The following is a 23,445-nucleotide window of genomic DNA, read 5'->3' on the forward strand; positions in this document are numbered from 1 at the left end:
GCGAGGCGCGCAGCGCCCAAGCCAGGACCGGCCTGAACGCCGAAGCTGCGCCCAGGTGCGCAGGGCGCCGGGTGCTCCCCGCAGCGAAATAAAGGAGGAGGCCGCAGGCCGGGGGACATTCGCGGAGGGGAGTACCCGGTGGCCTGCGCACCCGCCCTGAACAGCAGCCCCCACCATCGACAACAGCACAAACAAAAACGGCGCCCGAAGGCGCCGTCTCGAAGCGAGCAAAACTAGAAGATCAGTCTTCGACGAAGGCTTCTTCGCGCTTCGACTTCACAGCCGGCAGCAGCACGATGATCAGCAGCAATGCAGCTGCAGCCAGCAGGCCCGCCGACAGCGGACGCGTGACGAACACGCTCCAGTCGCCACGCGACAGCAGCAGCGAGCGGCGCAGGTTCTCTTCCATCATCGGGCCCAGGATGAAGCCCAGCAGCAGCGGCGCGGGTTCGCATCCCAGCTTGAAGAAGGTGTAGCCCACCAGACCGAAGATGCCGACCATCCACACGTCGAAGGTGTTGTTGTTGGTCGAGTACACGCCAATCGCGCAGAACAGCACGATCGCCGGGAACAGGTACTTGTACGGCACCGACAGCAGCTTGATCCACATGCCGATCAGCGGCAGGTTCAAGATGATCAGCATCGCGTTGCCGATCCACATCGAGGCGATCAGGCCCCAGAACAGTTCCGGGTTGCTGGTCATCACCTGCGGGCCGGGCTGGATGTTGTGGATGGTCATGGCGCCCACCATCAGCGCCATCACCGCGTTGGGCGGAATGCCCAGCGTCAGCAGCGGGATGAAGGAGGTCTGCGCGCCGGCATTGTTGGCCGACTCGGGAGCCGCCACGCCGCGGATGTTGCCCTTGCCGAAGGGCACTTCGCCGGGCTTCAGCTTGGTCTTCTTCTCGATCGTGTAGGCCGCGAAAGCCGCCAGCAGCGCACCGCCGCCAGGCAGGATGCCCAGTGCCGAACCCAGCGCCGTGCCGCGCAGCACGGCGGGAATCATGCGCTTGAAGTCTTCCTTGGTCGGGAACAGGCCCGAGACCTTGGCAGTGAACACTTCGCGCTCGTCGTCGGGACGCGAGAGGTTGGCGATGATTTCACCGTAGCCGAACACGCCCATGGCGATGGCCACGAAGCCGATGCCGTCGGTCAGCTCGGGGATGTCGAAGCTGTAGCGCGCCACGCCCGAGTTCACGTCGGTGCCGACCAGGCCGAGCAGCAGGCCCAGCACGATCATCGCGATGGCCTTGAGCAGCGAGCCCGAAGCCAGCACCACGGCGCCGATCAGGCCCAGGATCATCAGCGAGAAGTATTCGGCAGGGCCGAACTTGAAGGCCAGCTCGGTCAGCGGCGGTGCGAAGGCAGCCAGGATCAGCGTGCCCACGCAACCCGCGAAGAACGAGCCCAGGCCCGCTGCAGCGAGTGCCGGACCTGCACGGCCTTTGCGCGCCATCTGGTAGCCGTCGATCACGGTAACCACCGACGATGACTCGCCCGGCAGGTTCACAAGAATCGCGGTGGTGGAGCCGCCGTACTGCGCGCCGTAGTAGATGCCGGCCAGCATGATCAGCGCCGACACAGGGGGCAGCGCGTAGGTGGCGGGCAGCAGCATCGCGATGGTCGCGACCGGGCCGATGCCGGGGAGCACGCCGATCAGCGTGCCCAGAATACAGCCGACCAGGCAGTACAGCAGGTTGGTGAAGGTAAAGGCAACGCCAAAACCCATCGAGAGGTGTTCAACCAATTCCATGATGTGAGCAGCTTTCTTCTCAGCCGGTGATGAAGGTCGGCCAGACCTGGATCTGGAGCTTCAGCGCCCAGATGAATGCAACGTAGCTGCCCACGGCCAGGACGGTCGCGAGGATCAGCACTTTCTTGAGGTCGAACTCGCTGCCTGCGAGGCTCGAGATGATCACCAGCGCGTAGATCGCGATGATCATGCCCATGGCCGGCACGCCGATGCTCGGCAGGCCGCCGAGCAGAATGCCGAATGCGAGGTTGGCGCCCAGGATGAACACCACCTGCTTCCAGGCCCACTTGCCGATCTTTTCGCCGTCGTTGGTTTCAACGGTGAGGCCGCTGAACATGATCCCCAGGCCGATGAGAGCCATCAGGATGCCGAGCATCAACGGGAAGTACCCCGGACCCATGCGGGCGCCGCTGCCCACGCTGTAGGTGGTGGCGCCCCATGCGAACGCCACGCCCACGACCGTGAACATCAGACCCGAGAAAAAGTCTTTCTGACTTTTGATTTTCACAACCGAACTCCTCGAATATTTTCGATGGAGGCGATTTTGGAGTCAGCTTCCGGTCAGCCCGATGTGGGTTCCACTAACCGAAGGCCTAGGGATAACCCGAAAGGCCACACGGGCCTTTGCGTGGCTTTTTGCGTGGCTATTCGAGCGGCGGCGTGGCGCTGAGCACTTCCTCGATGGTGGTCACGCCTTCGGCCACGCGCAGCGCGCCGGCCAGGCGCAGCGGTCGCATGCCGTCGATCACCGCCTGGCGACGAAGGCCCGCCAGGTTGGGTTCTTTCGTCACCTGCGTCTTGAACGACTCGCTGATGCTAAGCAGTTCGTAGAGACCCATGCGGCCCATGTAGCCGGTCATGCGGCAGTCGACGCAGCCCACCGGCTTGTACGCGCGCACCGAGCCCGTGATCTGCCACGGCTTGACGATGGTCTCCAGGCTCTCGCGCGTGACGGTGTCGTCGGGCTGCTTGCAGTGCGGGCACAGCGTGCGCACCAGCCGCTGCGCGAGCACGCCCAGCATCACCGCATTGATGAGGTAGGAAGGCACGCCCAGCTCCATGAGCCGCGTGATGGCGCTTGGCGCGTCGTTGGTGTGCAGCGTGCTGAACACCAGGTGGCCGGTGAGCGCAGCCTGCACCGCCATCTCGGCGGTGGCAAGGTCGCGGATTTCGCCGACCATGATGATGTCCGGGTCCTGCCGCATCAGCGCGCGCAGGCCCTCGGTGAAGCCGAAGTCGAGCTGCGGCTGCACCTGCGTCTGGTTGAACGACGGCTCGATCATTTCGATCGGGTCTTCCACCGTGCTCACGTTGACCTCTTCGGTCGCCACGCGCTTGAGCGTGGAGTACAGCGTGGTGGTCTTGCCCGAGCCCGTGGGCCCGGTCACCAGGATGATGCCGTTGGGCCGCGTGACCAGCTGTTCCCAGCGCTGCGCGTCGTGCTGCGCGAAGCCCAGCGCGTCGAGGTCCTTCACGGCGGTGTCGGGGTCGAAGATGCGCATGACCATCTTCTCGCCGAAGGCGGTCGGCAGGGTCGACAGGCGCATTTCGACTTCGTCGCCGCGCATGTTGCGGGTCTTGATGCGGCCGTCGAGCGGACGGCGTTTTTCGACGACGTCCATGCGTCCGAGCAGCTTGATGCGCGCGACCATCGCGTTCATCACGCCCATCGGCATCTGGTAGGCCGGATGCAGGATGCCGTCGATGCGAAAACGGATCACGCCCTGCTCGCGGCGCGGCTCCAGGTGGATGTCGCTCGCGCGCTGGTCGAAGGCGTACTGCCAGAGCCAGTCGACCACCTGCACCACGCTCTGGTCGTTGGCGTCGAGCTGCTTGTTGCTCTTGCCCAGCTCCACCAGCTGCTCGAAGCTCGCGCCGCCGGTGTTGCCGCCGGCCTTCTGCGCGGCGCGCACCGACTTCGCGAGCGCGAAGAACTCGGCCGTGTAGCGCTGGATGTCAGCCGGGTTGGCGACCACGCGGCGCACCGTGCGGCGCGACTGGCGCTCGACTTCGGCGATCCAGTCGGTGAGGAAGGGCTCGGCCGTGGCCACCACCACTTCGTTGGGCAGCACCTGCACCGGCAGCACCTTGTGGCGCTCTGCATAGGCAGCGCTCATGGTGTCGGCCACCTTGCCCACGTCGACCTTGAGCGGATCGATGCGCAGATACGTGAGGCCCGCACGGCCCGCGAGCCACTGCGTGAGCATTTCGAGGTCGAGCGGCTTGCTGTCGCTCTCGCGGGTCATCGCCACGTTGGCCAGGCGCACCAGCGGTGCCTGCCGGCTCTCGGCCTGGGCGCAGCGCGCGATGGTGCGCTTGGCTTCGACCGGGGAGATCACGCCGTCGGAGGCGAGCCATTCGATCAGGCGCCGCAGTTCGAGCGGGCCTTCGTGGCGCAAGGCCGGCGAGGCGGGGGCGGAAGCAGCGGGTACAGCGCTCATGAGCCGGTGGTTCGGGTGAGTGTCGGGTTCTGGGGTTTGAACACCCGCAGCCACTTGGGTGCGGGCAAGCCCCATCGAGTCTGGATCGTTTGGGCGCGCTCGGCAAGCACCTCGCGCTTGGGGCGGCTCGGCGTGCGCTGCGCGAGCACCACCGTGTTGCCTTCGCGCGTCGGCTTGAAGGCCCAGACCGCGTCCGCGCCGAAGGCACTCGCGATCTTCTCGAGGCTGCGCTCGTAGCTCGACGAGCGACCGAAAAGGTTGACGGTCATGCAACCGTCATCGGTAAGCAGCGCGCGGCAGTCGGCATAGAAGTCTTCGCTGTCGAGCACCGGCGCTGCCGCCTCGTGGTCGTAGAGGTCGACCTGGAGCGCGTCGACCGTGCCGTGCCATTCGGGCTTGCGGATTTCGGCGGCCGCATCGGCGATCACCACGCGCAGCTTCGGGTCGTCCGGCGGCAGCTTGAACCAGCCTCGGCAGGCCGACACCACTTGCGGATTGAGCTCGATCGCGGTGGTGCGCATGCGCAGGATCTTGCGGCTGAACTTGGTGAGCGTGGCCGCGCCGAGGCCGAGCTGCATCGCGTGGCGGCTGGCCACGGTCTTGCCGTCGGCAAACAGCAGCCAGGCCATCATGCGCTGCACGTACTCGAGCTCGATCTCGAAGGGCGCGTCGATCTTCATCGAGCCCTGGACCCATTCGGTGCCGAGGTGCAGATAACGGATGTCGCCCCAGTCGGAAAAATTGACTTCGGGAAGAGAGACGGGGGTTTTGCTCGATGCCATCAGACGACTAGATTGTGGGCGGCCACGACCTCGCGCCAGGCCGCGAGCTTGCGCTCGAAGCTCCATGACGCGTTGGCGGGGCTGGTGGAAGGCAGCTGGTAGACCGGCACGCCCAGCGTGCGCGTGTGGCGCGCATGCTTGAAGCTCTCGCCGCCGTTGTGGGCGATGGCCGCGAGCTTCGGCAGATGCAGGCCGGCGATGTCGTTCACCACGGGCGCGCGGATGGCGGAGTCGAGACTGCCTTCACGCTCGCAGGACGCATACACGTCCCACACGCCCAGGCCGCGATCGAGCAGCCACCGGCAGCGCGGCCCGTAGCTGTCGGCGCCCGAGGGAAGGGGAATGTCGGGCCACACGGCTTGCAGGATCTTCCAGAACTGGTTTTGGGGGTGTGCATAGTACTGCTGCCGCTCGAGCGACTTGACCCCGGGGAAGCTGCCGAGGATGAGCACGACGGTCTTTGGCGAAACGATGGGCTGCAGGCCGGTGAGCACGGCACTGGCGGCGGCATCGGGTGCGACGGGAAGCTTCATGGGCGGTATCGTGCCACCAACCGCCGCCTCGTCCCCCGCAGGCAGGCATGACGGCAGGCATGAAAAAACCCGCCGAGGCGGGTTCTTTCGCGAAGGCCGGAGCCGGAAGTCCGGTGCTTACTTCTTGGCGGCTTCGTTCTCGGCCGTACCGGGGATCTTCTCGCCGATGGCCTTGCCGGTGGAGCGCATGCCGTCGGCGGTCTTGTGGCCGGCGTTCTCAACGACTTCGCCCGTCTTGGCGGCGGCATTCTTGGTGGCGTTGGTGGCCTTCTTGGTGGTGCGCTTGGTGGCGTTCCATGCCTTCTTGGTGCCCTTTTCGGTGGCGTTCACGGCCTTCTTGGTCGTGCGCTTGGTGGCATCGTATGCCTTTTCCGCTCCACGCTCGGTGGCGTTCACAGCGTCCTTGCCGGCTTCCTTCACCTTCTCGGTGGTGCTCGGCTGGGCGGTGGCCGGCGTGGCGGTGGCGGGTGCCGTGGTCTGAGCCACAGCCGACACGCCGATGGAGGCGAGCGCCAGCGCGAGGACAACGGGCATCGTGCGAATGAAAGACGTGGTCATGAAAAGGCTCCTTGTTGGATGAAGTTTTTAGCAGTGACTGACTTGCCACTGGTCTAGCAACGAGCTAGCGAACCCAAAGGATGACAGCAAATTTGCAACCTCTGCATACACGGATGCAGGTCGGGACATTGGCCTACGCGATGTGGGGCGCGCGTTCCGACATGGCCATGAGACTTTGGAGCCGCGGAAGCACTTCGAGCGCATTGCGCGTGGTGGCCGCGGCCAGCTCCTCGATGCCGATGCCCCTCAGCCCGGCCACCACTTCGGCGATGCGCGGCAGCTCGCCGGGCTCGTTGCGGCCCTGCGCCTGGCCGGCGTCGCGCTGGGCCTGCGTGCGATAGAGCCAGTGCGGCTGGATGTCGGGCGCATCCGTCTCCATCACGATCGATTCGATGGGCAGGCTTGCCGCCAGCCGCCTGAGCTGCAGGGCGCGCTCGAAGGTCACCGCGCCGCCGAAGCCCAGCTTAAGCCCGAGGGCGATGCACGCACCGGCCTGCTGCTCGCTGCCGTTGAACGCATGGGCGATGCCCAGCCACGGCTTGCCGCCCGCCGTCTGCCGCAGATGCTTGAGCACCTTGTCGACCGACCGCCGCACGTGGATGAGGATGGGTAACCCGTGTTTGCGTGCCAGTTGCAACTGAGTGTGAAAAAACCGCTCCTGCCTGTCGCCGTCCAGGCCCTCGACGAAGTAGTCCAGCCCGATCTCGCCGACCGCCACCAGCCGGGGGTCGTCGCGCCGCGCGGTCAGTTCGGCGTCCAGCGCCTCCAGATCGGCGTCGGCGGCCTGGCCGGTGCACAGCGGATGGATGCCCAGCGCATAGACGTCGCCCTGCAGGTGGGCCAGCTCCCGCACGGTCTGGAAATTGAAGGCGGCCACCGCCGGAATGACGCACATCGCCACACCCCGCTCGGCCGCGCGGGCGCGGATGGCGGGCATCTCGGCACCGAATTCGTGCGCGTCAAGGTGGCAGTGGGTATCGATGAAGGTAGCCATCGCGCGATGATGCCCGAAGGGATGCGCAGGCTCGGAAAGCGTGCTACTGTGAACTCCTTCACGCGATATTTTTTGCCGGAGGTGCTCCGATGCGCAGGCCTGCTTTCTACAGCCGATCGCCCCGCACGCTGCCACCGGCCGCAGACGATGCGGCCGATCGGGCGGATGCATCGGCATCGTCCGAAGCGCACGACGCTGGCCGCGCCGCACCACCGCTTGTTCCCGCCCAGCCCGCAAGGACGGGCTGGCAGCCCGGGCGTCGCAGCTTCGCCTTGCTCATCGTGCTGTGCACCGCCCTCGTCACCGGCACCGTGCTGTGGGCGCCCCGGCCCGGCGGCAAGGCGCTCGCTCAGAAAGACATCGACGCGGCCGTGCTGCGCACGCTGCAGACCAACACCCTGCCCTCGCCCGCCGCCAAGGCGGCCGACATCATCCGGCCGTCGGTGGTGCGGGTGGTGAGCTATGGCGAAGAGAAGAACACGCCGGAAGCCAAGATCCAGAAGCGCGGCCGCAACATGGCCAAGGGCAAGTCGCCGGAAGCACCGAACGACGGAGGCCCGTCGGGAGAGGTCGAGCGCGGCGTGGGCACCGGCGTGGTGATCGTCGACAAGGGCGTCATCCTCACCAACCTGCACGTGGTCGCGGGCGCCGACAAGATCAAGGTCACCTTCTACGACGGCCTGGAAGCCGTAGCCACCATCACCGGCGTGCAGCCCGAGAACGATCTCGCGGTGCTGCAGGCGAAGACGGTGCCCGACGACCTGATTCCCGCCACCATGCGCTCCACCGCCGACCTGCGCTCCGGCGACCAGGTGGCCGCGGTGGGCTTCCCGTTCGGCATCGGGCCCTCGGTGTCGGCCGGCGTGGTGTCGGGGCTCAAGCGCTCTTTCCGCTCACCCGAGGGCAAGCAGGAACTGGGCAACCTGATCCAGTTCGATGCCGCCGCCAACCCGGGCAATTCGGGCGGCCCGCTGATCAACATGGACGGCGAGGTGCTGGGCATCGTCACCGCCATCCTGAACCCGACGCAGCAGCGCACCTTCATCGGCATCGGCTTTGCGGTGCCCATCGAGAACGCCGCCTCGGCCGCCGGTTCGCCGCCGTTCTGATCTTTTACCCAGCCTCTTTTCTTCTTCGAAAGTCCTTCGCATGAGCACAGAGACAGCCGCCCCCACGCCCGCCGGCACCGCTGAACTGATGGAGCAGATCCTCTACGAGGTCAAGCGCGTGGTCGTCGGCCAGGACCGCTTCCTGGAGCGCGTCATGGTCGCCATGCTCGCGGGCGGGCATCTGCTGGTGGAAGGCGTGCCCGGCCTTGCGAAGACGCTCACCATCAAGACGCTGGCCGACACCGTGCGCGGCCAGTTCAAGCGCATCCAGTTCACGCCCGACCTGGTGCCGGCCGACCTGGTGGGCACGCGCATCTACAACCAGAAGACCGGCGAGTTCAGCACCTCGCTGGGCCCGGTGTTCGCCAACCTGCTGCTGGCCGACGAAATCAACCGTGCGCCGGCCAAGGTTCAGAGCGCGCTGCTCGAAGTGATGCAGGAGCGGCAGGTGACCATCGCCGGCGAAACCCACAAGGTGCCGCGCCCCTTCCTTGTGATGGCCACGCAGAACCCCATCGAGACCGAAGGCACCTACCCGCTGCCCGAGGCGCAGGTCGACCGCTTCATGATGAAGGTCATGGTCGACTACCCGAGCGACGAGGAAGAATTCGTCATCGTCCAGCGCGTGATCGGACCGCCCGTGGCAGCCACGCCGGTCGCCACCACCGAGCAACTGGCCGAGCTGCAGGCCGAGGCGCGGCGCGTGTATGTCGATCCTTCGCTCATCCAGTACGCGGTGAAGCTGGTGTCGGCCACGCGCACGCCCGAGAAGCACGGCCTGAAGGACCTGCGCCGCTTCATCACCTTCGGCGCCAGCCCGCGCGCCAGCATCAGCCTGACCGAAGGCGCGCGCGCCCTGGCGCTGCTGCGCGGCCGCAGCTACGCGCTGCCCGAGGACATGACCGCGCTGGTGCCCGACGTGCTGCGCCACCGCGTGACGCTGTCCTACGAAGGCCTGTCCGAAGGCCTGACGCCCGACGGGCTGATCGACAAGATCATGCGCGCCGTGCCCGCCCCTCCCAAGCCCCTGGAACATGAAAAGCTGGTGGCCTGATATGTGCGCACCCCCAGTCTTCGCGCACTTCGTGTCGCTTCGCCAACCCCCTTGCAGGGGGCAACACCTGCGGCCCGGCAAAGCCGGTTCCGCGGTGTTCCCTGAAATCGCATGAAAAGCTGGTGGCGTAAGGCCCCCGCGGCCGCGAACGACGAACGGCTCGCCGCTGAAGCCGGCGGGGCGGAGCGCGCGCTGCGCCGGCTCGAGTGGACCGTGATCCGCCGCCTCGACGGCCTGCTGCAGGGCGACTACCGCACGCTGATGCGCGGTGCCGGGCTCGACCTGGCCGACCTGCGCGAATACCAGCACCACGACGACGTGCGCCACATCGACTGGAACGTCACCGCGCGGCTGCAGACGCCCCATGTGCGCGTGTTCACCGAAGACCGCGAGATGACCGCATGGTTCGTGCTCGACCTGAGCCGCTCGGTCGACTTCGGCTCGGGCCTCAAGGCCAAGCGCGAGATCTCTGCCGGCTTCGTCGGCGTGCTCGCGCGGCTGCTCACGCGGCACGGCAACCGGGTGGGGGCGCTGGTCTACGGCAGCGACCTCGAAGCGGTGATACCGCCGCGCAGCGGGCGCCGCCATGTGCTGCACCTGCTGCATGCGATGGACAGGCGCGCCGACAAGGCAGAGGCCCCCCCCCAGCAAAAAGGCATGACGCGGCTGGACACCCTGCTCAAGTCGGCCGCCACGCTGATGCCGCGCCGCTCCACCGTGTTCGTGGTGTCCGATTTCCTGAGCGAGCCCGGCTGGGAGCGCCCGCTGGGCCAACTGGCGCAGCGCCATGAAGTGATTGCGGTGCGCCTGTTCGACCCGCTAGAACTGGAGCTGCCCGATCTCGGCCTGGTGCCGCTGCGCGACGCCGAGACCGGCGAGCAGCTCTGGGTCGACACCCACGATGCGGGCTTTCGCAAGCGCTTCGCCCGCATCGCGGCCGAGCGCGAAGCCGCTTTGCGCAGCGCGCTGGCCAAGGCCGGCGTCGACGCGCTCGAACTCTCGACCAGCGACGACCTGGTGGAAGCCATCGTCCGTTTTGCCGATATGCGCAAGCGCCGCACGCGCATCGGCCTCGCAGGCATGAAGGCGGTGGCAGCATGACTTTTCTCTGGCCTCAATTCCTCTGGCTGCTGGCGGCGCTGCCGCTGCTGGTGCTGCTCTACATCTGGCTGATACGCCGCAAGAAGAAGCTGGCGGTGCGCTATGCCAGCCTGTCGATCGTGCGCGAAGCCTTGGGCGCCGGGCAGACGATGCGCCGCCATATTCCGCCCGCGTTGTTCCTGCTGGCCATGGCCGCGATGCTGGTTGCCGCGGCCCGGCCGATGGCGGTGGTGGTGCTGCCGTCGAACCAGCAGACCATCATCCTCGCGATGGACGTGTCGGGCAGCATGCGCGCGGCCGACGTGCTGCCCAACCGGCTGGTGGCGGCGCAGGACGCGGCCAAGAGCTTCATCAAGGACCTGCCGCGCAGCGTGAAGGTGGGCGTGGTGGCCTTCGCGGGCAGCGCGCAGGTGGCGCAACTGCCAACCACCAACCATGAAGACCTGGTGACCGCCATCGACAGTTTCCAGCTGCAGCGCGCCACCGCCACCGGCAACGCCATCGTGGTGTCGCTGGCCACGCTGTTCCCCGATGCCGGCCTGGACGTGGAGCAGTTCAGCGCGCCGAGCCGCCAGCGCGGCGCGGCCATCGACTCGTCGGAGAAGAAGCTCAAGGACTTCACGCCCGTGGCGCCCGGCTCTTTCACCTCGGCCGCGATCATCATGCTGACCGACGGCCAGCGCACCACCGGCGTCGATCCGCTCGACGCCGCCAAGGCCGCCGCCGACCGCGGCGTGCGTATCTACACCGTGGGCGTGGGCACGGTCGACGGCGAGACCATCGGCTTCGAGGGCTGGTCGATGCGCGTGCGCCTCGACGAGGACACGCTCAAGGCCATCGCGCAGAAGACCAATGCCGAGTACTTCTACGCCGGGACCGCGAGCGACCTGAAGAAGGTCTACGAGACGCTGAGCACCAAGCTCACCGTGGAAAAGAAGGAAACCGAGATTTCCGCGCTGTTCGCGCTCGGTGCAGCAGTATTGACACTGCTGTCGGCGGGGCTGTCGCTGCTCTGGTTCAACCGGATTCTTTAGAGCCGGCGGGCACCTGGGGCGACTTCACCGCCCCGATGCCACCCAGGAACAGATCGGCCACGATCGGCGCAATGGCCGCGTGGTCGAGCCGGCCGTCGGGCTTCATCCAGGTGAACATCCAGTTGATCATGCCGAACAGCAGCATGGTCAGCGGCTTGGCGAGGTCGTCGCTCGGAGCGCCGGGGCGCAGTGCGGAGACGGCGCGCGCAAAGCCCGCGACCACCTCGCGCTCCTTGTCGAGCACGCGCTCGCGGTCGGCCTCTTCCAGGAAGCGCACGTCGTCGGTCAGCACGCGGTGCGCGTCCTGCGCGCCGGCGTATTCCTCGACGATGCGGTAGATGAAGCGGCGCAGGCGCTCTTCGTCGGTGTGCGTCGACGCCTCTTCCTCGGCCACCAGCGCCGCCAGCTTGGACACGTGCGTCTCGGCGATGCTGATCAGCAGGCTGCTCTTGTCCTTGTAGTAGTGATAGAGCGTGGCCTTCGAGAGGCCGCAGGCCTCCGCCACCTGGTTCATCGAGGTGGCGGGGTAGCCGCTGCGCGCGAACAGTTGCGCGGCCTGGGCGAGGATCAGTTCACGCTGGTCGTCGTAGGTGGCGGATCTTCCACGCGGCATCGGGTCGGTTTCCTGGGTTGGGCTGTTGGTAACAACGCGCGATCTTGCACGAAGCGCGAGCGAGATCAGCCACGCTTGGTCGCGATGAGCGAGCGCACGTCGGTGGCCGGCAGGCGCGGCCTGCCCTGCTCCACCCGGGCGAGCGGCGCCACCTCATGCAGGCTGGCGAGGCTGCGCACCGTGAGCGCCTGGTAGGTCTGGGTGCCTTCGAGCTTCCAGGCGATCTCGTCCTCGGTCAGCTCGCGCTTCACCTTGGCCGGGATGCCCGCCACCAGCGAGCGCGCCGGCACCTTCATGCCGGCCGGCACGAAGGCGCAGGCCGCGACGATGGCTTTCTCGCCGATCTCGGCCTCGTCCATGACCACCGCGTTCATGCCCACCAGCGCGTCGCGCCGCACGATGCAGCTGTGCAGGATCGCGCCGTGGCCGATGTGGCCGTTGACCTCGATCACCGTGTCGTTGTCGGGAAAGCCGTGCACGCAGCAGTGGTCCTGCACGTTCGAGCCCTCCTCCAGCACGATGCGGCCGAAGTCGCCGCGCAGGCTGGCGCAGGGGCCCACATAGCAGTTGGGGCCGACGATCACGTCACCGATCAGCACGGCCGTGGGGTGCACGTAGGCGCTCGGGTCGACGACCGGGATCACGCCGTCGATGGAATAGCTGGGCATTCGGTCTCCTTTGTTTTCGCGTCTCAGGGTTTGCCCTTAAGCAACCCCGCTTGTGTCGGAATCGAGGTCGATCCTAAAATCAACCGAACGGTCGGTCAATAGTGTTTGCACGCCAGGCCGCCTCCCACGAAGGACGAAAGAGACATGCAATGACTGAGCCTTTGGTACTCATCAGCAACACCGGCGCGGTGCGCACGCTGAGCCTCAACCGCCCCGCGGCGCTCAACAGCTTCACCACCGGGCTGCATGCCGAGCTGATGGCCGCCCTCGAGGCGGCGGCGAACGACGAGGGCGTGCGCTGCGTGGTGCTCACCGGCGCCGGCCGCGCCTTCTGCGCGGGCCAAGACCTAGCCGACCCGTCGGTAGCGCCCGACCCCACGCCCGGTGCCGCGCCCAAGGACCTGGGCCACGTCATCTCCACCTACTACGCCCCGCTCGTCGCGCGCCTGCGCTCGATGCCTGTGCCGGTCGTCGCCGCCGTCAACGGCGTGGCCGCCGGCGCGGGCGCCAACCTGGCGCTGTGCTGCGACCTCGTGGTGGCGGGCCGCTCGGCCAGCTTCATCCAGGCCTTCACCAAGATCGGCCTCGTGCCCGACACCGGCGGCACCTGGCTGCTGCCGCGCCTCGTGGGCTCGGCCCGCGCGCTGGGCATCGCGATGCTCGGCGACAAGCTGCCGGCCGAGGAAGCCGCCCGCATCGGCCTGATCTGGCAGTGCGTGGACGACGCGGCGCTGGCCGAAACGGCCACCTCGCTCGGCTCGAAGCTGGCCGGCATGCCCACCCGCGCCCTCGTCGCCACCCGCCAGGCCATGGCCGCCGCGCAGGACATGGACCTGGAAACCGCACTCGCCGAAGAAGCCCGCATCCAGCGCGACCTGGGCAATGCCGATGACTACCGCGAAGGCGTCGAAGCCTTCCGCGCCAAGCGCGCGCCCGTCTTCAAGGACCGCTGAGCCATGACCGACACACAACGCACGCCGCAGCAGACGGCGGAATACGTCCGCGACGGCATGTTCGCCAACGACAACGCCACCAAGGGCCTGGGCATGCGCATCGTCGAGGTCGGCCCCGGCCAGGCCACGATCGAGATGCGTGTTCGCTCCGAGATGCTCAACGGCCACGCCACCTGCCACGGCGGCTTCATGGCCACGCTGGCCGATTCCACCTTCGCCTTCGCCTGCAACTCGTACAACGAGCTGACCGTGGCCTCGGGCTTTTCCATCGACTTCATCGCCCCGGCGCGCGAGGGCGACCTGCTCACCGCGCGCTGCCACGAGGTGTCGAAGGCCGGCCGCACCGGCGTCTACGACACCGAAATCACCAACCAGCGCGGCGAGCGCATCGCGATGTTCCGCGGCCGCTCGTACACGGCCAAGGGCCGCCCCGCCGTCGCTGCCTGAGGAGACATCCAGACCATGACAGCCAGACACCCAGCCCCCGGCGAACTCGACCCGATCGAAACCGCCAGCCGCGACGAGATCGCGGCACTGCAGCTCACCCGCCTGCGCGCCACGCTGCAGCGCGCCTACGACAACGTGCCGCACTACCGCCGCGCCTTCGACGCCAAGGGCGTGCACCCCGACGACCTGAAGTCGCTCGCCGACCTGTCGAAGTTTCCGTTCACGGTGAAGAGCGACCTGCGCGACAACTACCCCTTCGGCATGTTCGCCGTGCCGCGCACGCAGGTGGCACGCATCCATGCGTCGTCGGGCACCACCGGCAAGCCGACCGTGGTGGGCTACACGAAGAACGACATCGACACCTGGGCCGACCTGGTCGCGCGCTCCATCCGCGCGGCGGGCGGGCGCGCCGGCGACATGATCCACGTGTCCTACGGCTACGGCCTGTTCACCGGCGGCCTGGGCGCGCACTACGGCGCCGAGCGCGCGGGCTGCACCGTCATTCCGATGTCGGGCGGCCAGACCGAGAAGCAGGTGCAGCTCATCCAGGACTTCAAGCCCGACATCATCATGGTCACGCCCAGCTACATGCAGGTGATCATCGAGCAGTTCGAGCGCCAGGGCCTCGACGCCAAAGACAGCTCGCTGAAGATCGGCATCTTCGGCGCCGAGCCGTGGACCGAAGCCATGCGCCGCGACATCGAGGCCAAGGCCGGCATCGACGCGGTCGACATCTACGGCCTCTCCGAAGTGATGGGCCCCGGCGTGGCCAGCGAATGCGTGGAAAGCAAGGACGGCCCCGTGATCTGGGAAGACCACTTCTACCCCGAGATCATCGACCCCGAGACCGGCGAGCTGAAGGCCGACGGCGAAGAAGGCGAACTGGTCTTCACCTCGCTGAGCAAGGAGGCCATGCCCATCGTGCGCTACCGCACGCGCGACCTCACGCGCCTGTTGCCGCCCACCTCGCGCTCGTTCCGCCGCATGGGCAAGATCGTCGGGCGCAGCGACGACATGATGATCATCCGCGGCGTCAACGTCTTCCCCACGCAGGTGGAAGAGATCGTGCTCGCGCACGAGCGCCTGTCGGGCCTCTACCAGGTGCACGTGCGCCGCGACGGGCTGCTCGACGAGGTCGAGGTGCACTGCGAGCTGCAGCCGCGCACGAGCATCGACGAGAGCGAACGCAAGGCCATCGCGAGCTGGGTGCAGGACCGCGTGAAGACGCTGGTCGGCATCTCGACCACGGTGCGCGTGTTCGACCCCGACTCCATCGAACGCACGCAGACCGGCAAGGCCCGGCGCGTGTTCGACACCCGGCCGCGCTGAACGCGCAAGCCGTTTCAACCTTCTTTGCAAAGGACACGCACATGTACACCCAGGCAATGGACACCATGGGCAAGGACGCAGGCGACGGCAAGCAGAAGGCCGTGCGCTCCGCCGAAGAGATGCGGCTCGAGGAACGCTTCGACGCTCACATCGACGCCGGCGACTTCATCGAGGCCAAGGACTGGATGCCCGAGCACTACCGCAAGACGCTGGTGCGGCAGATCAGCCAGCATGCGCACTCGGAAATCGTCGGCATGCTGCCCGAGGGCAACTGGATCAGCCGCGCGCCCACGCTCAAGCGCAAGGCCATCCTGCTGGCCAAGGTGCAGGACGAGGGCGGCCACGGCCTCTACCTGTATGCCGCCGCCGAAACGCTGGGCACCTCGCGCGACCAGATGTTCGACGCGCTGCACAGCGGCAAGGCCAAGTACAGCTCGATCTTCAACTACCCCACGCTCACCTGGGCCGACATGGGCACCATCGGCTGGCTGGTCGATGGCGCGGCCATCATGAACCAGGTGCCGATCTGCCGCTGCTCGTATGCGCCGTATGCGCGCGCCATGATCCGCATCTGCCGCGAGGAGAGCTTCCACCAGCGCCAGGGCTACGAAGCGCTGCTGACCATGATGACCCACGGCACCGACGCGCAGAAGGCGATGGTGCAGGACGCGGTCAACCGCTGGTGGTGGCCCTCGATCATGATGTTCGGCCCGCCGGACGACCAGTCGCCCAACAGCGCGCAGTCGATGCGCTGGGGCATCAAGCGTTTCAGCAACGACGAGCTGCGCCAGAAGTTCGTCGACGCCACGGTGGAGCAGGCGCGCATCCTCGGCGTGACCCTGCCCGACCCCGACCTGAAGTGGAACGAAGAGCGCCAGGCGCACGACTTCGGCGCCATCGACTGGAGCGAGTTCTGGCGCGTGATCGGCGGCGACGGCCCCTGCAACCGCGAGCGGCTGCAGGCCCGCGTCGACGCCTGGGAAGAAGGCGCATGGGTGCGCGAAGCCGCGATGGCCCATGCCAACAAACAACCGATGAAGGAGGCCGCATGAGCGCCCCAAATACCCAAGACAGCAAACAAGAGTGGCCCCTGTGGGAAGTGTTCGTGCGCAGCAAGGCCGGCCTCGACCACAAGCACTGCGGCAGCCTGCACGCGGCCGATTCGAAGATGGCGATCCAGATGGCGCGCGACGTGTACACCCGCCGCCAGGAAGGCAGCAGCATCTGGGTGGTGCGCTCCGAGCAGATCGTGGCCAGCGACCCGGGCGACAAGGACATGTTCTTCGACCCGGCGGAAGACAAGGTCTACCGCCACCCGACCTTCTACGCGCTGCCCAAGTCCGTGGACCACATGTGAGCGGCCATTGACGGGAACATCATGCAAGCATCGATCGAACTGAACCGCACGCCCGCCGTGCAGTACCTGCTGCGCATCGGCGACACCTGCCTGGTGCTGGCGCAGCGCCTGGGCGAGTGGTGCGGCCATGCGCCCGTGCTCGAAGAGGACATCGCGATGGCCAACATCGCGCTCGACCTCGTCGGCCAGGCCCGTGCGCTGCTCACCCACGCAGGCAAGCTCGAAGGAGCCGGCCGCGAGCATGACGAAGACCAGCTCGCCTACCTGCGCGAGGAGCGCGACTACTTCAACCTCACCATCGCCGAGCTGCCGCGCGGCGACTTCGCCTTTGCCGTGGTGCGCAACACCATGGTGTCGACGCTGCTCAAGCTGCTGTGGCAGCGCCTGGCCGCATCGAGCGACGCCGAGGTGGCCGCCATCGCCGGCAAGGCGGTGAAGGAAGCGCGCTACCACCAGCAGCATTCGGGCGACTGGGTCGTGCGCCTGGGCGACGGCACGGAAGAATCGCGCCGCCGTACGGAGAAAGCGCTGAAGCAGCTCTGGCTCTACGTGCCCGAGCTTTTCGAGAGCGACGCCGTGGATGCCGAAGCCAGCGCCAGCGGCCTCGGCCCGGCCTGGAGCGAGCTGCGCGAGCCCTGGCTCGCCGACATGCAGCAGGTGCTGGACGCCGCCGGGCTCGCCATGCCCAAGGAAACAGCTTTCCGCAGCACCGGCAAGCAGGGCGTGCACAGCGAGCACATGGGCTACATCCTGGCCGAGATGCAGCACCTGCAGCGCAGCTTTCCCGGAGGCGTGTGGTGATGAACGCGCTGGCCTCGCGCGTCGATGCGGCGTGGGCCGTGCTGCACACGGTGCCCGACCCCGAGGTGCCGGCCGTGTCGGTCTGCGACCTGGGCATCGTGCGCGACGTGATCGAGCATGACGACGGCCTGGAGATCGTGCTCACGCCCACTTACTCCGGCTGCCCCGCCACCGAAGCCATCGAGCACGACGTGCTGGCCGCCATCGAGCAGGCCGGCCTGGGCCGTGCCCGCGCCACGCTGCGCCGCGCGCCCGCATGGACGAGCGACTGGATCAGCGAGGAAGGCCGCGCCAAGCTCAAGGCCTACGGCATCGCGCCGCCCGCCCACCTCACACCCGAAGCCGCGGCCAACACTGCCATGCCGATCAAGCTCTTCGGCCGCATCTCCGGCGAGCGCATCGCCTGCCCGCGCTGCGCGAGCGAGCGCACCGAACGCCTCTCCGCATTCGGCTCCACCGCCTGCAAGGCCCTGTACCGCTGCATGGCGTGCAAGGAGCCGTTCGAACACTTCAAGCCGATCTAGAAAAGCACCCCCGCGATGAGCACCCTCTTCCATCCCCTGCGCGTGAAGGCCATCGAGCCCGACACGGCCGAGGCCGTCATCGTCTCCTTCGAAGTCCCCACCGACCTGCAGGAAGTGTTCGGCTTCACGCAAGGCCAGTACCTCACGCTTCGCAAGGACATCGACGGCCAGGACCTGCGCCGCTCCTATTCGATCTGCGCCGGCCTCGACGACGGCGAATTGCGCGTCGGCGTGCGCAAGGTGCGCGGCGGCGTGTTCTCCAACTGGATCAACGCCAACCTGCAGCCCGGCGACACCCTGCAGGTGATGGCGCCGCAAGGCCGCTTCTTCGTGCCCATCGAGCCTTCCTCGGCGCGGCACCACGTCGGCATCGCGGGCGGCAGCGGCATCACGCCGATCCTGTCGATCATGAAGACGGTGCTGGCGCGCGAACCCGCGAGCCGCTTCACGCTGATCTACGGCAACCGCCAGCTGCAGTCCACGATGTTCAAGGAAGAGATCGAGGACCTGAAGAACCGCTACATGACCCGGCTGGTGCTGCAGCACGTGTTCTCCGACGAGCACACCGATTCGCCGCTGGGCTTCGGCGTGATGAACCGCGAGAAGATCGGCGAGTTCCTGCAAAGCGTGGTGCCTGCCGCGCAGATCGACCATGTGTACGTGTGCGGCCCGTTCCAGATGAACGACGAGGCCGAGGCCGCGCTGCTCGCGGCCGGCGTGCCCGAGGAACGCATCCACATCGAGCGCTTCGGCGTGGCGCTGCCCTCGGCCACGCAGGTCGGCGCGGTGGTGCACGAGGCCCAGCCCGGCGACGCCAAGCAGTCGCGCATCACCATCGTGCGCGACGGCCTGCAGCGCGAGATCACCTTCACCGAAGGCCAGCCCAGCATCCTCGACGCGGCTTCGGCGGCGGGGCTGGAAGTGCCGTTCTCTTGCACGTCGGGCGTGTGCGGCACCTGCCGCGCCAAGCTGGTGGACGGGGAAGTCCGAATGGAGCGGAACTTCGCTCTCGACAAGAATGAGGTGGCCGCGGGTTTCGTGCTGACCTGCCAGGCGCACCCCCTTACCGAATGCGTCACCCTCTCTTTCGACGAGCGGTGATAGATACTTCAGTCCTCAACAATTTTTCAACCCGGAGACAAGCCCAAATGAAATTCTTCAAGCCCTTGCTGATCGCAGCGCTGTGCGCCACCGCCGCCGCCTCGTGGGCCGACGTCAATGTCGGCGTGACCATCTCGGCCACCGGCCCGGCAGCATCGCTGGGCATCCCCGAGAAGAACACCATCTCGCTGATGCCCAAGACGATCGGCGGGCAGAAGATCAACTACATCGTGCTCGACGACGCCTCCGACACCACCGCGGCCGTCAACAACACGCGCAAGCTCATCGCCGAGAACAAGGTCGACGTGATCCTGGGCTCGACCACCACGCCGGCCTCGCTCGCAATGATCGACGTGGCCAGCGAGGCGCAGACGCCGATGATCTCGGTGGCCGCGTCGGCCCGCATCATCGAGCCGATGGACGCCAAGAAGAAGTGGGTGTTCAAGACGCCGCAGAACGACATCATGATGTCCCTGGCCATCGCCGAGCACATGGCCGCCAACGGCGTGAAGACCGTCGCTTTCATCGGCTTCTCCGACGCCTACGGCGAAGGCTGGTCGCAGGAATTCGCCAAGGCCGCGGACCTGAAGAAGATCAAGGTCGTGGCCAACGAGCGCTATGCCCGCACCGACACCTCTGTGACCGGCCAGGCCCTGAAGATCATGGCCGCCAAGCCCGACGCGGTGCTGGTCGCCGGCTCCGGCACGCCGGCCGCGCTGCCGCAGAAGACGCTGAAGGAACGCGGCTACGGCGGCAAGATGTACCAGACCCACGGCGTGGCCAACGCCGACTTCCTGCGCGTGGGCGGCAAGGACGTGGAAGGCACCTTCCTGCCCGCCGGCCCGGTGCTGGTGGCCGAGCAGCTGCCGGCCAGCAACCCGGTGAAGAAGTCCGCGCTCGCCTATGTGGCCGCGTATGAAGCCGCCTACGGCAAGGGCTCGGTCTCGACCTTCGGCGCGCACGCCTGGGACGCCGGCCTGCTGATGAGCTCGGCCGTGCCGGCCGCGCTGAAGAAGGCACAGCCGGGCACGCCCGAATTCCGTGCAGCGCTGCGCGACGCACTGGAGCAGACCAAGGATGTGTCCGGCGCTCACGGCGTGTTCAACATGACCGCGCAGGACCACCTGGGCCTGGACCAACGCGCCCGCGTGATGGTGAAGATCGAAAACGGCGCCTGGAAATACCAGCCCTGATATCTCTGGGCTCGCCCCCCAGGCTTCGCGCACTTCGTGTCGCTTCTCCCACCCCCTACCGGGGGCAACACCTGAGGCCCGGCAAAGCCGGTTCCTCGGTGTTTCCGATCTGAATCACGGGCGACGCCCGAAGGTTGTTTTATGGATTCGCAGATTGCCCTGTTGCTGGGGCAGGACGGCATCGTGAACGGAGCGGTCTACGGACTGATGGCGCTCGCGTTGGTGCTGGTGTTTTCGGTCACGCGCGTGATCTTCATTCCGCAGGGCGAGTTCGTCGCCTTCGGTGCGCTCTCCATGGCCATGCTGCAGGCCGGCCGCGTGCCGTCCACGCTGTGGCTGCTGCTGGCGCTGGCCGCGGCGGTGCTGGTGGTGGAGTTCTGGCGCTGGAAGCGCGGCGCGGTGGTCGACTGGGCTTCCGCGCTCGCATGGTGCGTGGTTCTGCCTGCGGCCGCGGCCGCGTTGGTGCTGCTGCTCAAGCCCACGTCGATGACGGGCCAGACGCTCACCACGCTGGTGCTCATCATGCCGCTGGGCCCGCTGCTCTATCGACTGGCCTACCGGCCGCTGGCGGACGCCAGCGTGCTGATGCTGCTGATCGTGTCGGTCGCGCTGCACGGGGTGCTGGTCGGCCTGGGCCTGCTGTTCTTCGGCGCCGAGGGCTCGCGCACCGCGCCGTTCTCCGAAGCGCGCCTGGACATCGGCGGCATCCCCGTCAGCGGGCAGTCGCTGGTGGTGGTGGGCGTCACGCTGCTGCTGGTGATTGCCATGTTCCTGTTCTTCGGCCGCTCGATGGTCGGCAAGGCGCTGCGCGCCACCGCCATCAACCGCGTGGGCGCGCGGCTGTCGGGCATTCCGACCGAGCTGTCGGGCGACCTGAGCTTCGCGCTCGCGGCGCTCATCGGCGCGGTGTCGGGCCTGCTGATCGCGCCGATCACCACGGTTTATTACGACACCGGCTTCCTGATCGGCCTGAAGGGCTTCGTGGCCGCCATCGTCGGCGGGCTCGCGAGCTATCCGCTGGCGCTGGCCGGCGCGCTGCTGGTCGGCCAGCTCGAAGCCTTCGCCTCCTTCTGGGCCAGCCCGTTCAAGGAAGTGCTGGTCTTCACCCTGATCATTCCCGTGCTGTGGTGGCGTTCGCTCAACAGCCATCATGTGGAGGACGAGGAATGAACCCGTCTTCGAACAATCTCGCCGTTCCCGCGCAACCCGAAGGCAAGCCGCTGGTCACGCCGCGCCAGCTCACGCTGGTGCTGGTGGTGCTGCTGGCGCTGTCGTGGGGCTTCCTGCCCGAATTCACCGTCTCGGTGCTCAGCAACATCGGCCTCTATGCGCTGGTCGCGGCCGGGCTGGTCATGCTGACCGGCGTGGGCGGCATGACCTCGTTCGGCCAGGCCGCGTTCGTCGGCATGGGCGCCTACGCGACCGCATGGATCTGCACCTCGCCCACCGCCGCCGCATGGCTGGGCGGCATGGTCGCACCCGGCCTGCTGCCGTGGGCCGGCCTGCTGCTGGGGCTGCTGTTCACCTTCGCGCTGGCGTGGATGCTCGGCGCGGTCACGCTCAAGCTGCAGGGCCACTACCTGCCGCTGTGCACCATCGCCTGGGGCCTGAGCCTCTACTACCTGCTGGGCAACATGGAGTTCCTCGGCGGGCAGACGGGCATCACAGGCGTGCCGCCGCTGGTCATGGCGGGCGTGTCGCTCGCCACGCCGCGCGCGCTGGGCGTGGTGATCTGGGCGGTGCTGCTGCTCGCGCTGTGGGCGCTGCACAACCTGCTCGATTCGCGCGAAGGCCGCGCCATCCGAGCGCTCAAGGGAGGCCGGCTGATGGCCGAGTCGATGGGCGTGGACACCGCGCACCACCGCATCAAGCTGTTCGTGCTGGCCGCGCTGCTGGCGGCGGTGTCGGGCTGGCTCTACGCGCACATGCAGCGCTTCGTGAACCCGACGCCCTTCAACCTGAACATCGGCATCGAGCTGCTGTTCATGGCGGTGGTCGGCGGCGCGGGCCACCTGTGGGGCGCGGTGCTGGGCGCGGCGCTCATCACGCTGCTGAAGGAGAAGCTGCAGGACGTGCTGCCCGCGCTGCTGGGCACCAGCGGCAACTTCGAGGTGATCGTGTTCGGCCTGCTGATGCTGTTCGTGCTGCAGCGCTTCTCGGACGGCCTGTGGCCCACGCTGGCGCGCATCACGCGCCGCTGGGTGCGCGAGGACTCAACGGCCAGGAAGCCGGCCGCCGCAGCCTCGAAGACGCCGGCCGTGCAGCTCGCGCAACGCACGCTGCCCGCCAGCGGCGAACTGCTGCTGCAGGCCAGCGACGTGAGCAAGCGTTTCGGCGGCCTCGTCGCCAACAACGCCATCTCGATGACGCTGAAGGCCGGCGAGATCCACGCGCTGATCGGCCCGAACGGCGCCGGCAAGAGCACCTTCTTCAACATGATCTCGGGCGTGGACGACCCCACCTCGGGCGAGGTGAAGCTGGCCGGCCAGCCGATGGCCACCAGGCCTTCGCGCGCCTTTGCCGCGCTGGGCCTGGGCCGCACCTTCCAGCATGTGCGCCTGCTGGGCCAGCGCAGCGTGGTCGAGAACGTCGCGCTCGGCGCCCACCTGCGTGCAAAGCGCGGCTGGCTGGCCGCCATGCTGCGCCTGGACCGCGCCGAAGAAGCCGCGCTGATGGCCGAAGCCCGCAAGCAGATCGAACGCTGCGGCCTCGGCGCACATGCCGACACGCCCGCCGCATCGCTCTCTCTCGGCCAGCAGCGCGTGGTGGAAATTGCCCGCGCGCTCGCCGGCCAGCCTTCGGTGCTGCTGCTCGACGAACCCGCCGCCGGCCTGCGCCACCTTGAAAAGCGCGCCCTCTCGGTGCTGCTGAGCCAGTTGCGCGCCGAAGGCCTCGGCATCCTGGTGGTGGAGCACGACATGGAGTTCGTGATGAACCTGGCCGACCGCATCACGGTGCTCGAGTTCGGCACCGTCATCGCCACCGGCACGCCCGCCGAAGTGCAGGCCAACCCGCGCGTGCTCGAAGCCTATCTGGGCGGCGCCGACGACGAACTACTGGAGGACGCACGATGAGCGTTGCAGGGCCGCCCCAAAACGCG

The 23,445-nt window shown here is 67.5% G+C and carries 24 protein-coding genes; 15 read left to right on the plus strand and 9 right to left on the minus strand.

Translation table 11 applies throughout. From position 1 onward, the window contains the following. Nucleotides 1-241: 241 nt before the first annotated feature. The 7 genes from ACWV14_RS25635 to ACWV14_RS25665 all read right to left on the minus strand — a co-directional run bounded on the left by ACWV14_RS25635 (nt 242) and on the right by ACWV14_RS25665 (nt 7,061). Nucleotides 242-1,753 (minus strand): tripartite tricarboxylate transporter permease, encoded by a 1,512-nt coding sequence (locus tag ACWV14_RS25635; protein WP_454904383.1) that lies wholly within the window; start codon nt 1,751-1,753, stop codon nt 242-244. 19 nt (nt 1,754-1,772) lie between these two features. Then, nucleotides 1,773-2,261 (minus strand): tripartite tricarboxylate transporter TctB family protein, encoded by a 489-nt coding sequence (locus tag ACWV14_RS25640; RefSeq protein ID WP_422087969.1) that lies wholly within the window; start codon nt 2,259-2,261, stop codon nt 1,773-1,775. Between the two features lie 136 nt (nt 2,262-2,397). Beyond that, on the minus strand, nt 2,398-4,194 hold the full coding sequence (locus tag ACWV14_RS25645) for a GspE/PulE family protein (RefSeq protein WP_454904384.1): 1,797 nt from the start codon (nt 4,192-4,194) through the stop codon (nt 2,398-2,400). Continuing rightward, nucleotides 4,191-4,976, minus strand: a complete 786-nt coding sequence (locus ACWV14_RS25650; RefSeq protein WP_454904385.1) for a spermidine synthase — start codon at nt 4,974-4,976, stop codon at nt 4,191-4,193. Before ACWV14_RS25650 ends, ACWV14_RS25645 begins: the two co-directional genes overlap by 4 nt. Continuing rightward, the gene (locus ACWV14_RS25655) at nt 4,976-5,509 is read right to left on the minus strand and encodes a DNA-deoxyinosine glycosylase (protein ID WP_454904386.1); all 534 of its coding nucleotides are present in this window, start codon (nt 5,507-5,509) and stop codon (nt 4,976-4,978) included. The genes ACWV14_RS25650 and ACWV14_RS25655 overlap by 1 nt, the downstream gene beginning before the upstream one ends. Nucleotides 5,510-5,626: 117 nt before the next feature. Then, nucleotides 5,627-6,067: a hypothetical protein gene (locus ACWV14_RS25660; RefSeq protein ID WP_422087973.1), complete on the minus strand. Its 441-nt coding sequence runs from the start codon at nt 6,065-6,067 to the stop codon at nt 5,627-5,629. A 133-nt stretch (nt 6,068-6,200) separates the two neighbouring features. After that, the gene (locus ACWV14_RS25665) at nt 6,201-7,061 is read right to left on the minus strand and encodes a TatD family hydrolase (RefSeq protein ID WP_454904387.1); all 861 of its coding nucleotides are present in this window, start codon (nt 7,059-7,061) and stop codon (nt 6,201-6,203) included. 89 nt (nt 7,062-7,150) lie between these two features. Between ACWV14_RS25665 and ACWV14_RS25670 the strand changes: the two genes are divergently transcribed. The 4 genes from ACWV14_RS25670 (at nt 7,151) to ACWV14_RS25685 (ending at nt 11,359) form a co-directional block, all read left to right on the plus strand. Continuing rightward, nucleotides 7,151-8,170: a S1C family serine protease gene (locus ACWV14_RS25670; protein WP_454904388.1), complete on the plus strand. Its 1,020-nt coding sequence runs from the start codon at nt 7,151-7,153 to the stop codon at nt 8,168-8,170. 40 nt (nt 8,171-8,210) lie between these two features. Then, on the plus strand, nt 8,211-9,224 hold the full coding sequence (locus ACWV14_RS25675) for an AAA family ATPase (RefSeq protein WP_454904389.1): 1,014 nt from the start codon (nt 8,211-8,213) through the stop codon (nt 9,222-9,224). A 111-nt stretch (nt 9,225-9,335) separates the two neighbouring features. Next, entirely contained in the window at nt 9,336-10,325 is a 990-nt protein-coding gene (locus ACWV14_RS25680; RefSeq protein WP_454904390.1) for a DUF58 domain-containing protein, read from the plus strand. Next, nucleotides 10,322-11,359, plus strand: coding sequence for a VWA domain-containing protein (locus ACWV14_RS25685; RefSeq protein WP_454904391.1), 1,038 nt, complete (start codon nt 10,322-10,324; stop codon nt 11,357-11,359). Before ACWV14_RS25680 ends, ACWV14_RS25685 begins: the two co-directional genes overlap by 4 nt. Here the strand turns inward: ACWV14_RS25685 and ACWV14_RS25690 are convergent. Both ACWV14_RS25690 and ACWV14_RS25695 read right to left on the minus strand, forming a co-directional pair. Further along, on the minus strand, nt 11,343-11,972 hold the full coding sequence (locus ACWV14_RS25690; RefSeq protein ID WP_422087978.1) for a TetR/AcrR family transcriptional regulator: 630 nt from the start codon (nt 11,970-11,972) through the stop codon (nt 11,343-11,345). The genes ACWV14_RS25685 and ACWV14_RS25690 overlap by 17 nt on opposite strands. Nucleotides 11,973-12,037: 65 nt before the next feature. Continuing rightward, entirely contained in the window at nt 12,038-12,640 is a 603-nt protein-coding gene (locus ACWV14_RS25695; RefSeq protein WP_454904392.1) for a phenylacetic acid degradation protein PaaY, read from the minus strand. A 149-nt stretch (nt 12,641-12,789) separates the two neighbouring features. On the opposite strand from ACWV14_RS25695, the gene ACWV14_RS25700 reads away from it, so the two are divergent. From ACWV14_RS25700 to ACWV14_RS25750, 11 genes are all read left to right on the plus strand, one after another. Then, a complete protein-coding gene (locus ACWV14_RS25700; RefSeq protein WP_454904393.1) occupies nt 12,790-13,593 on the plus strand; it encodes an enoyl-CoA hydratase-related protein in 804 nt (267 codons plus the stop codon). 3 nt (nt 13,594-13,596) lie between these two features. Continuing rightward, entirely contained in the window at nt 13,597-14,040 is a 444-nt protein-coding gene (gene paaI, locus ACWV14_RS25705; RefSeq protein WP_106935490.1) for a hydroxyphenylacetyl-CoA thioesterase PaaI, read from the plus strand. 15 nt (nt 14,041-14,055) lie between these two features. Continuing rightward, a complete protein-coding gene (gene paaK / locus ACWV14_RS25710) occupies nt 14,056-15,369 on the plus strand; it encodes a phenylacetate--CoA ligase PaaK (RefSeq protein ID WP_454904394.1) in 1,314 nt (437 codons plus the stop codon). Between the two features lie 41 nt (nt 15,370-15,410). Continuing rightward, nucleotides 15,411-16,421: a 1,2-phenylacetyl-CoA epoxidase subunit PaaA gene (gene paaA / locus ACWV14_RS25715; RefSeq protein ID WP_081265692.1), complete on the plus strand. Its 1,011-nt coding sequence runs from the start codon at nt 15,411-15,413 to the stop codon at nt 16,419-16,421. Then, a complete protein-coding gene (paaB, locus tag ACWV14_RS25720; protein WP_093048835.1) occupies nt 16,418-16,726 on the plus strand; it encodes a 1,2-phenylacetyl-CoA epoxidase subunit PaaB in 309 nt (102 codons plus the stop codon). The genes paaA and paaB overlap by 4 nt, the downstream gene beginning before the upstream one ends. A gap of 21 nt (nt 16,727-16,747) precedes the next feature. Then, nucleotides 16,748-17,527 carry a 1,2-phenylacetyl-CoA epoxidase subunit PaaC gene (gene paaC / locus ACWV14_RS25725; protein WP_454904395.1) on the plus strand — a complete coding sequence of 260 codons (780 nt, stop codon included), beginning with the start codon at nt 16,748-16,750 and terminating at the stop codon, nt 17,525-17,527. Then, the gene (gene paaD / locus ACWV14_RS25730; protein ID WP_422087983.1) at nt 17,527-18,051 is read left to right on the plus strand and encodes a 1,2-phenylacetyl-CoA epoxidase subunit PaaD; all 525 of its coding nucleotides are present in this window, start codon (nt 17,527-17,529) and stop codon (nt 18,049-18,051) included. Before paaC ends, paaD begins: the two co-directional genes overlap by 1 nt. 15 nt (nt 18,052-18,066) lie before the next feature. Beyond that, complete coding sequence (gene paaE, locus ACWV14_RS25735) at nt 18,067-19,152, plus strand: 1,2-phenylacetyl-CoA epoxidase subunit PaaE (protein WP_454904396.1); 1,086 nt, start codon at nt 18,067-18,069, stop codon at nt 19,150-19,152. A 47-nt stretch (nt 19,153-19,199) separates the two neighbouring features. After that, a complete protein-coding gene (locus ACWV14_RS25740) occupies nt 19,200-20,345 on the plus strand; it encodes an ABC transporter substrate-binding protein (protein WP_422087985.1) in 1,146 nt (381 codons plus the stop codon). A 141-nt stretch (nt 20,346-20,486) separates the two neighbouring features. Then, nucleotides 20,487-21,515, plus strand: a complete 1,029-nt coding sequence (locus tag ACWV14_RS25745) for a branched-chain amino acid ABC transporter permease (protein WP_422087986.1) — start codon at nt 20,487-20,489, stop codon at nt 21,513-21,515. Then, nucleotides 21,512-23,419 (plus strand): branched-chain amino acid ABC transporter ATP-binding protein/permease, encoded by a 1,908-nt coding sequence (locus ACWV14_RS25750; protein ID WP_454904397.1) that lies wholly within the window; start codon nt 21,512-21,514, stop codon nt 23,417-23,419. The genes ACWV14_RS25745 and ACWV14_RS25750 overlap by 4 nt, the downstream gene beginning before the upstream one ends. The last annotated feature ends 26 nt before the right edge of the window (nt 23,420-23,445 follow it).

The organism is Variovorax durovernensis, assembly GCF_977011995.1.

Excerpts from the sequence above, each read along its gene's own strand:
- ACWV14_RS25700 (WP_454904393.1), top strand. The coding sequence starts at position 12,790 with ATGACTGAGCCTTTGGTACTCATCAGCAACACCGGCGCGGTGCGCACG.
- paaD (WP_422087983.1), top strand. The coding sequence starts at position 17,527 with ATGAACGCGCTGGCCTCGCGCGTCGATGCGGCGTGGGCCGTGCTGCAC.
- ACWV14_RS25635 (WP_454904383.1), bottom strand. The coding sequence starts at position 1,753 with ATGGAATTGGTTGAACACCTCTCGATGGGTTTTGGCGTTGCCTTTACC.
- ACWV14_RS25750 (WP_454904397.1), top strand. The coding sequence starts at position 21,512 with ATGAACCCGTCTTCGAACAATCTCGCCGTTCCCGCGCAACCCGAAGGC.
- ACWV14_RS25675 (WP_454904389.1), top strand. The coding sequence starts at position 8,211 with ATGAGCACAGAGACAGCCGCCCCCACGCCCGCCGGCACCGCTGAACTG.
- paaK (WP_454904394.1), top strand. The coding sequence starts at position 14,056 with ATGACAGCCAGACACCCAGCCCCCGGCGAACTCGACCCGATCGAAACC.
- ACWV14_RS25695 (WP_454904392.1), bottom strand. The coding sequence starts at position 12,640 with ATGCCCAGCTATTCCATCGACGGCGTGATCCCGGTCGTCGACCCGAGC.
- ACWV14_RS25740 (WP_422087985.1), top strand. The coding sequence starts at position 19,200 with ATGAAATTCTTCAAGCCCTTGCTGATCGCAGCGCTGTGCGCCACCGCC.
- paaA (WP_081265692.1), top strand. The coding sequence starts at position 15,411 with ATGTACACCCAGGCAATGGACACCATGGGCAAGGACGCAGGCGACGGC.
- paaC (WP_454904395.1), top strand. The coding sequence starts at position 16,748 with ATGCAAGCATCGATCGAACTGAACCGCACGCCCGCCGTGCAGTACCTG.
- ACWV14_RS25690 (WP_422087978.1), bottom strand. The coding sequence starts at position 11,972 with ATGCCGCGTGGAAGATCCGCCACCTACGACGACCAGCGTGAACTGATC.
- ACWV14_RS25660 (WP_422087973.1), bottom strand. The coding sequence starts at position 6,067 with ATGACCACGTCTTTCATTCGCACGATGCCCGTTGTCCTCGCGCTGGCG.
- ACWV14_RS25745 (WP_422087986.1), top strand. The coding sequence starts at position 20,487 with ATGGATTCGCAGATTGCCCTGTTGCTGGGGCAGGACGGCATCGTGAAC.
- ACWV14_RS25650 (WP_454904385.1), bottom strand. The coding sequence starts at position 4,976 with ATGGCATCGAGCAAAACCCCCGTCTCTCTTCCCGAAGTCAATTTTTCC.
- ACWV14_RS25680 (WP_454904390.1), top strand. The coding sequence starts at position 9,336 with ATGAAAAGCTGGTGGCGTAAGGCCCCCGCGGCCGCGAACGACGAACGG.
- paaB (WP_093048835.1), top strand. The coding sequence starts at position 16,418 with ATGAGCGCCCCAAATACCCAAGACAGCAAACAAGAGTGGCCCCTGTGG.
- ACWV14_RS25655 (WP_454904386.1), bottom strand. The coding sequence starts at position 5,509 with ATGAAGCTTCCCGTCGCACCCGATGCCGCCGCCAGTGCCGTGCTCACC.
- ACWV14_RS25645 (WP_454904384.1), bottom strand. The coding sequence starts at position 4,194 with ATGAGCGCTGTACCCGCTGCTTCCGCCCCCGCCTCGCCGGCCTTGCGC.
- ACWV14_RS25685 (WP_454904391.1), top strand. The coding sequence starts at position 10,322 with ATGACTTTTCTCTGGCCTCAATTCCTCTGGCTGCTGGCGGCGCTGCCG.
- paaE (WP_454904396.1), top strand. The coding sequence starts at position 18,067 with ATGAGCACCCTCTTCCATCCCCTGCGCGTGAAGGCCATCGAGCCCGAC.
- ACWV14_RS25670 (WP_454904388.1), top strand. The coding sequence starts at position 7,151 with ATGCGCAGGCCTGCTTTCTACAGCCGATCGCCCCGCACGCTGCCACCG.
- ACWV14_RS25665 (WP_454904387.1), bottom strand. The coding sequence starts at position 7,061 with ATGGCTACCTTCATCGATACCCACTGCCACCTTGACGCGCACGAATTC.
- paaI (WP_106935490.1), top strand. The coding sequence starts at position 13,597 with ATGACCGACACACAACGCACGCCGCAGCAGACGGCGGAATACGTCCGC.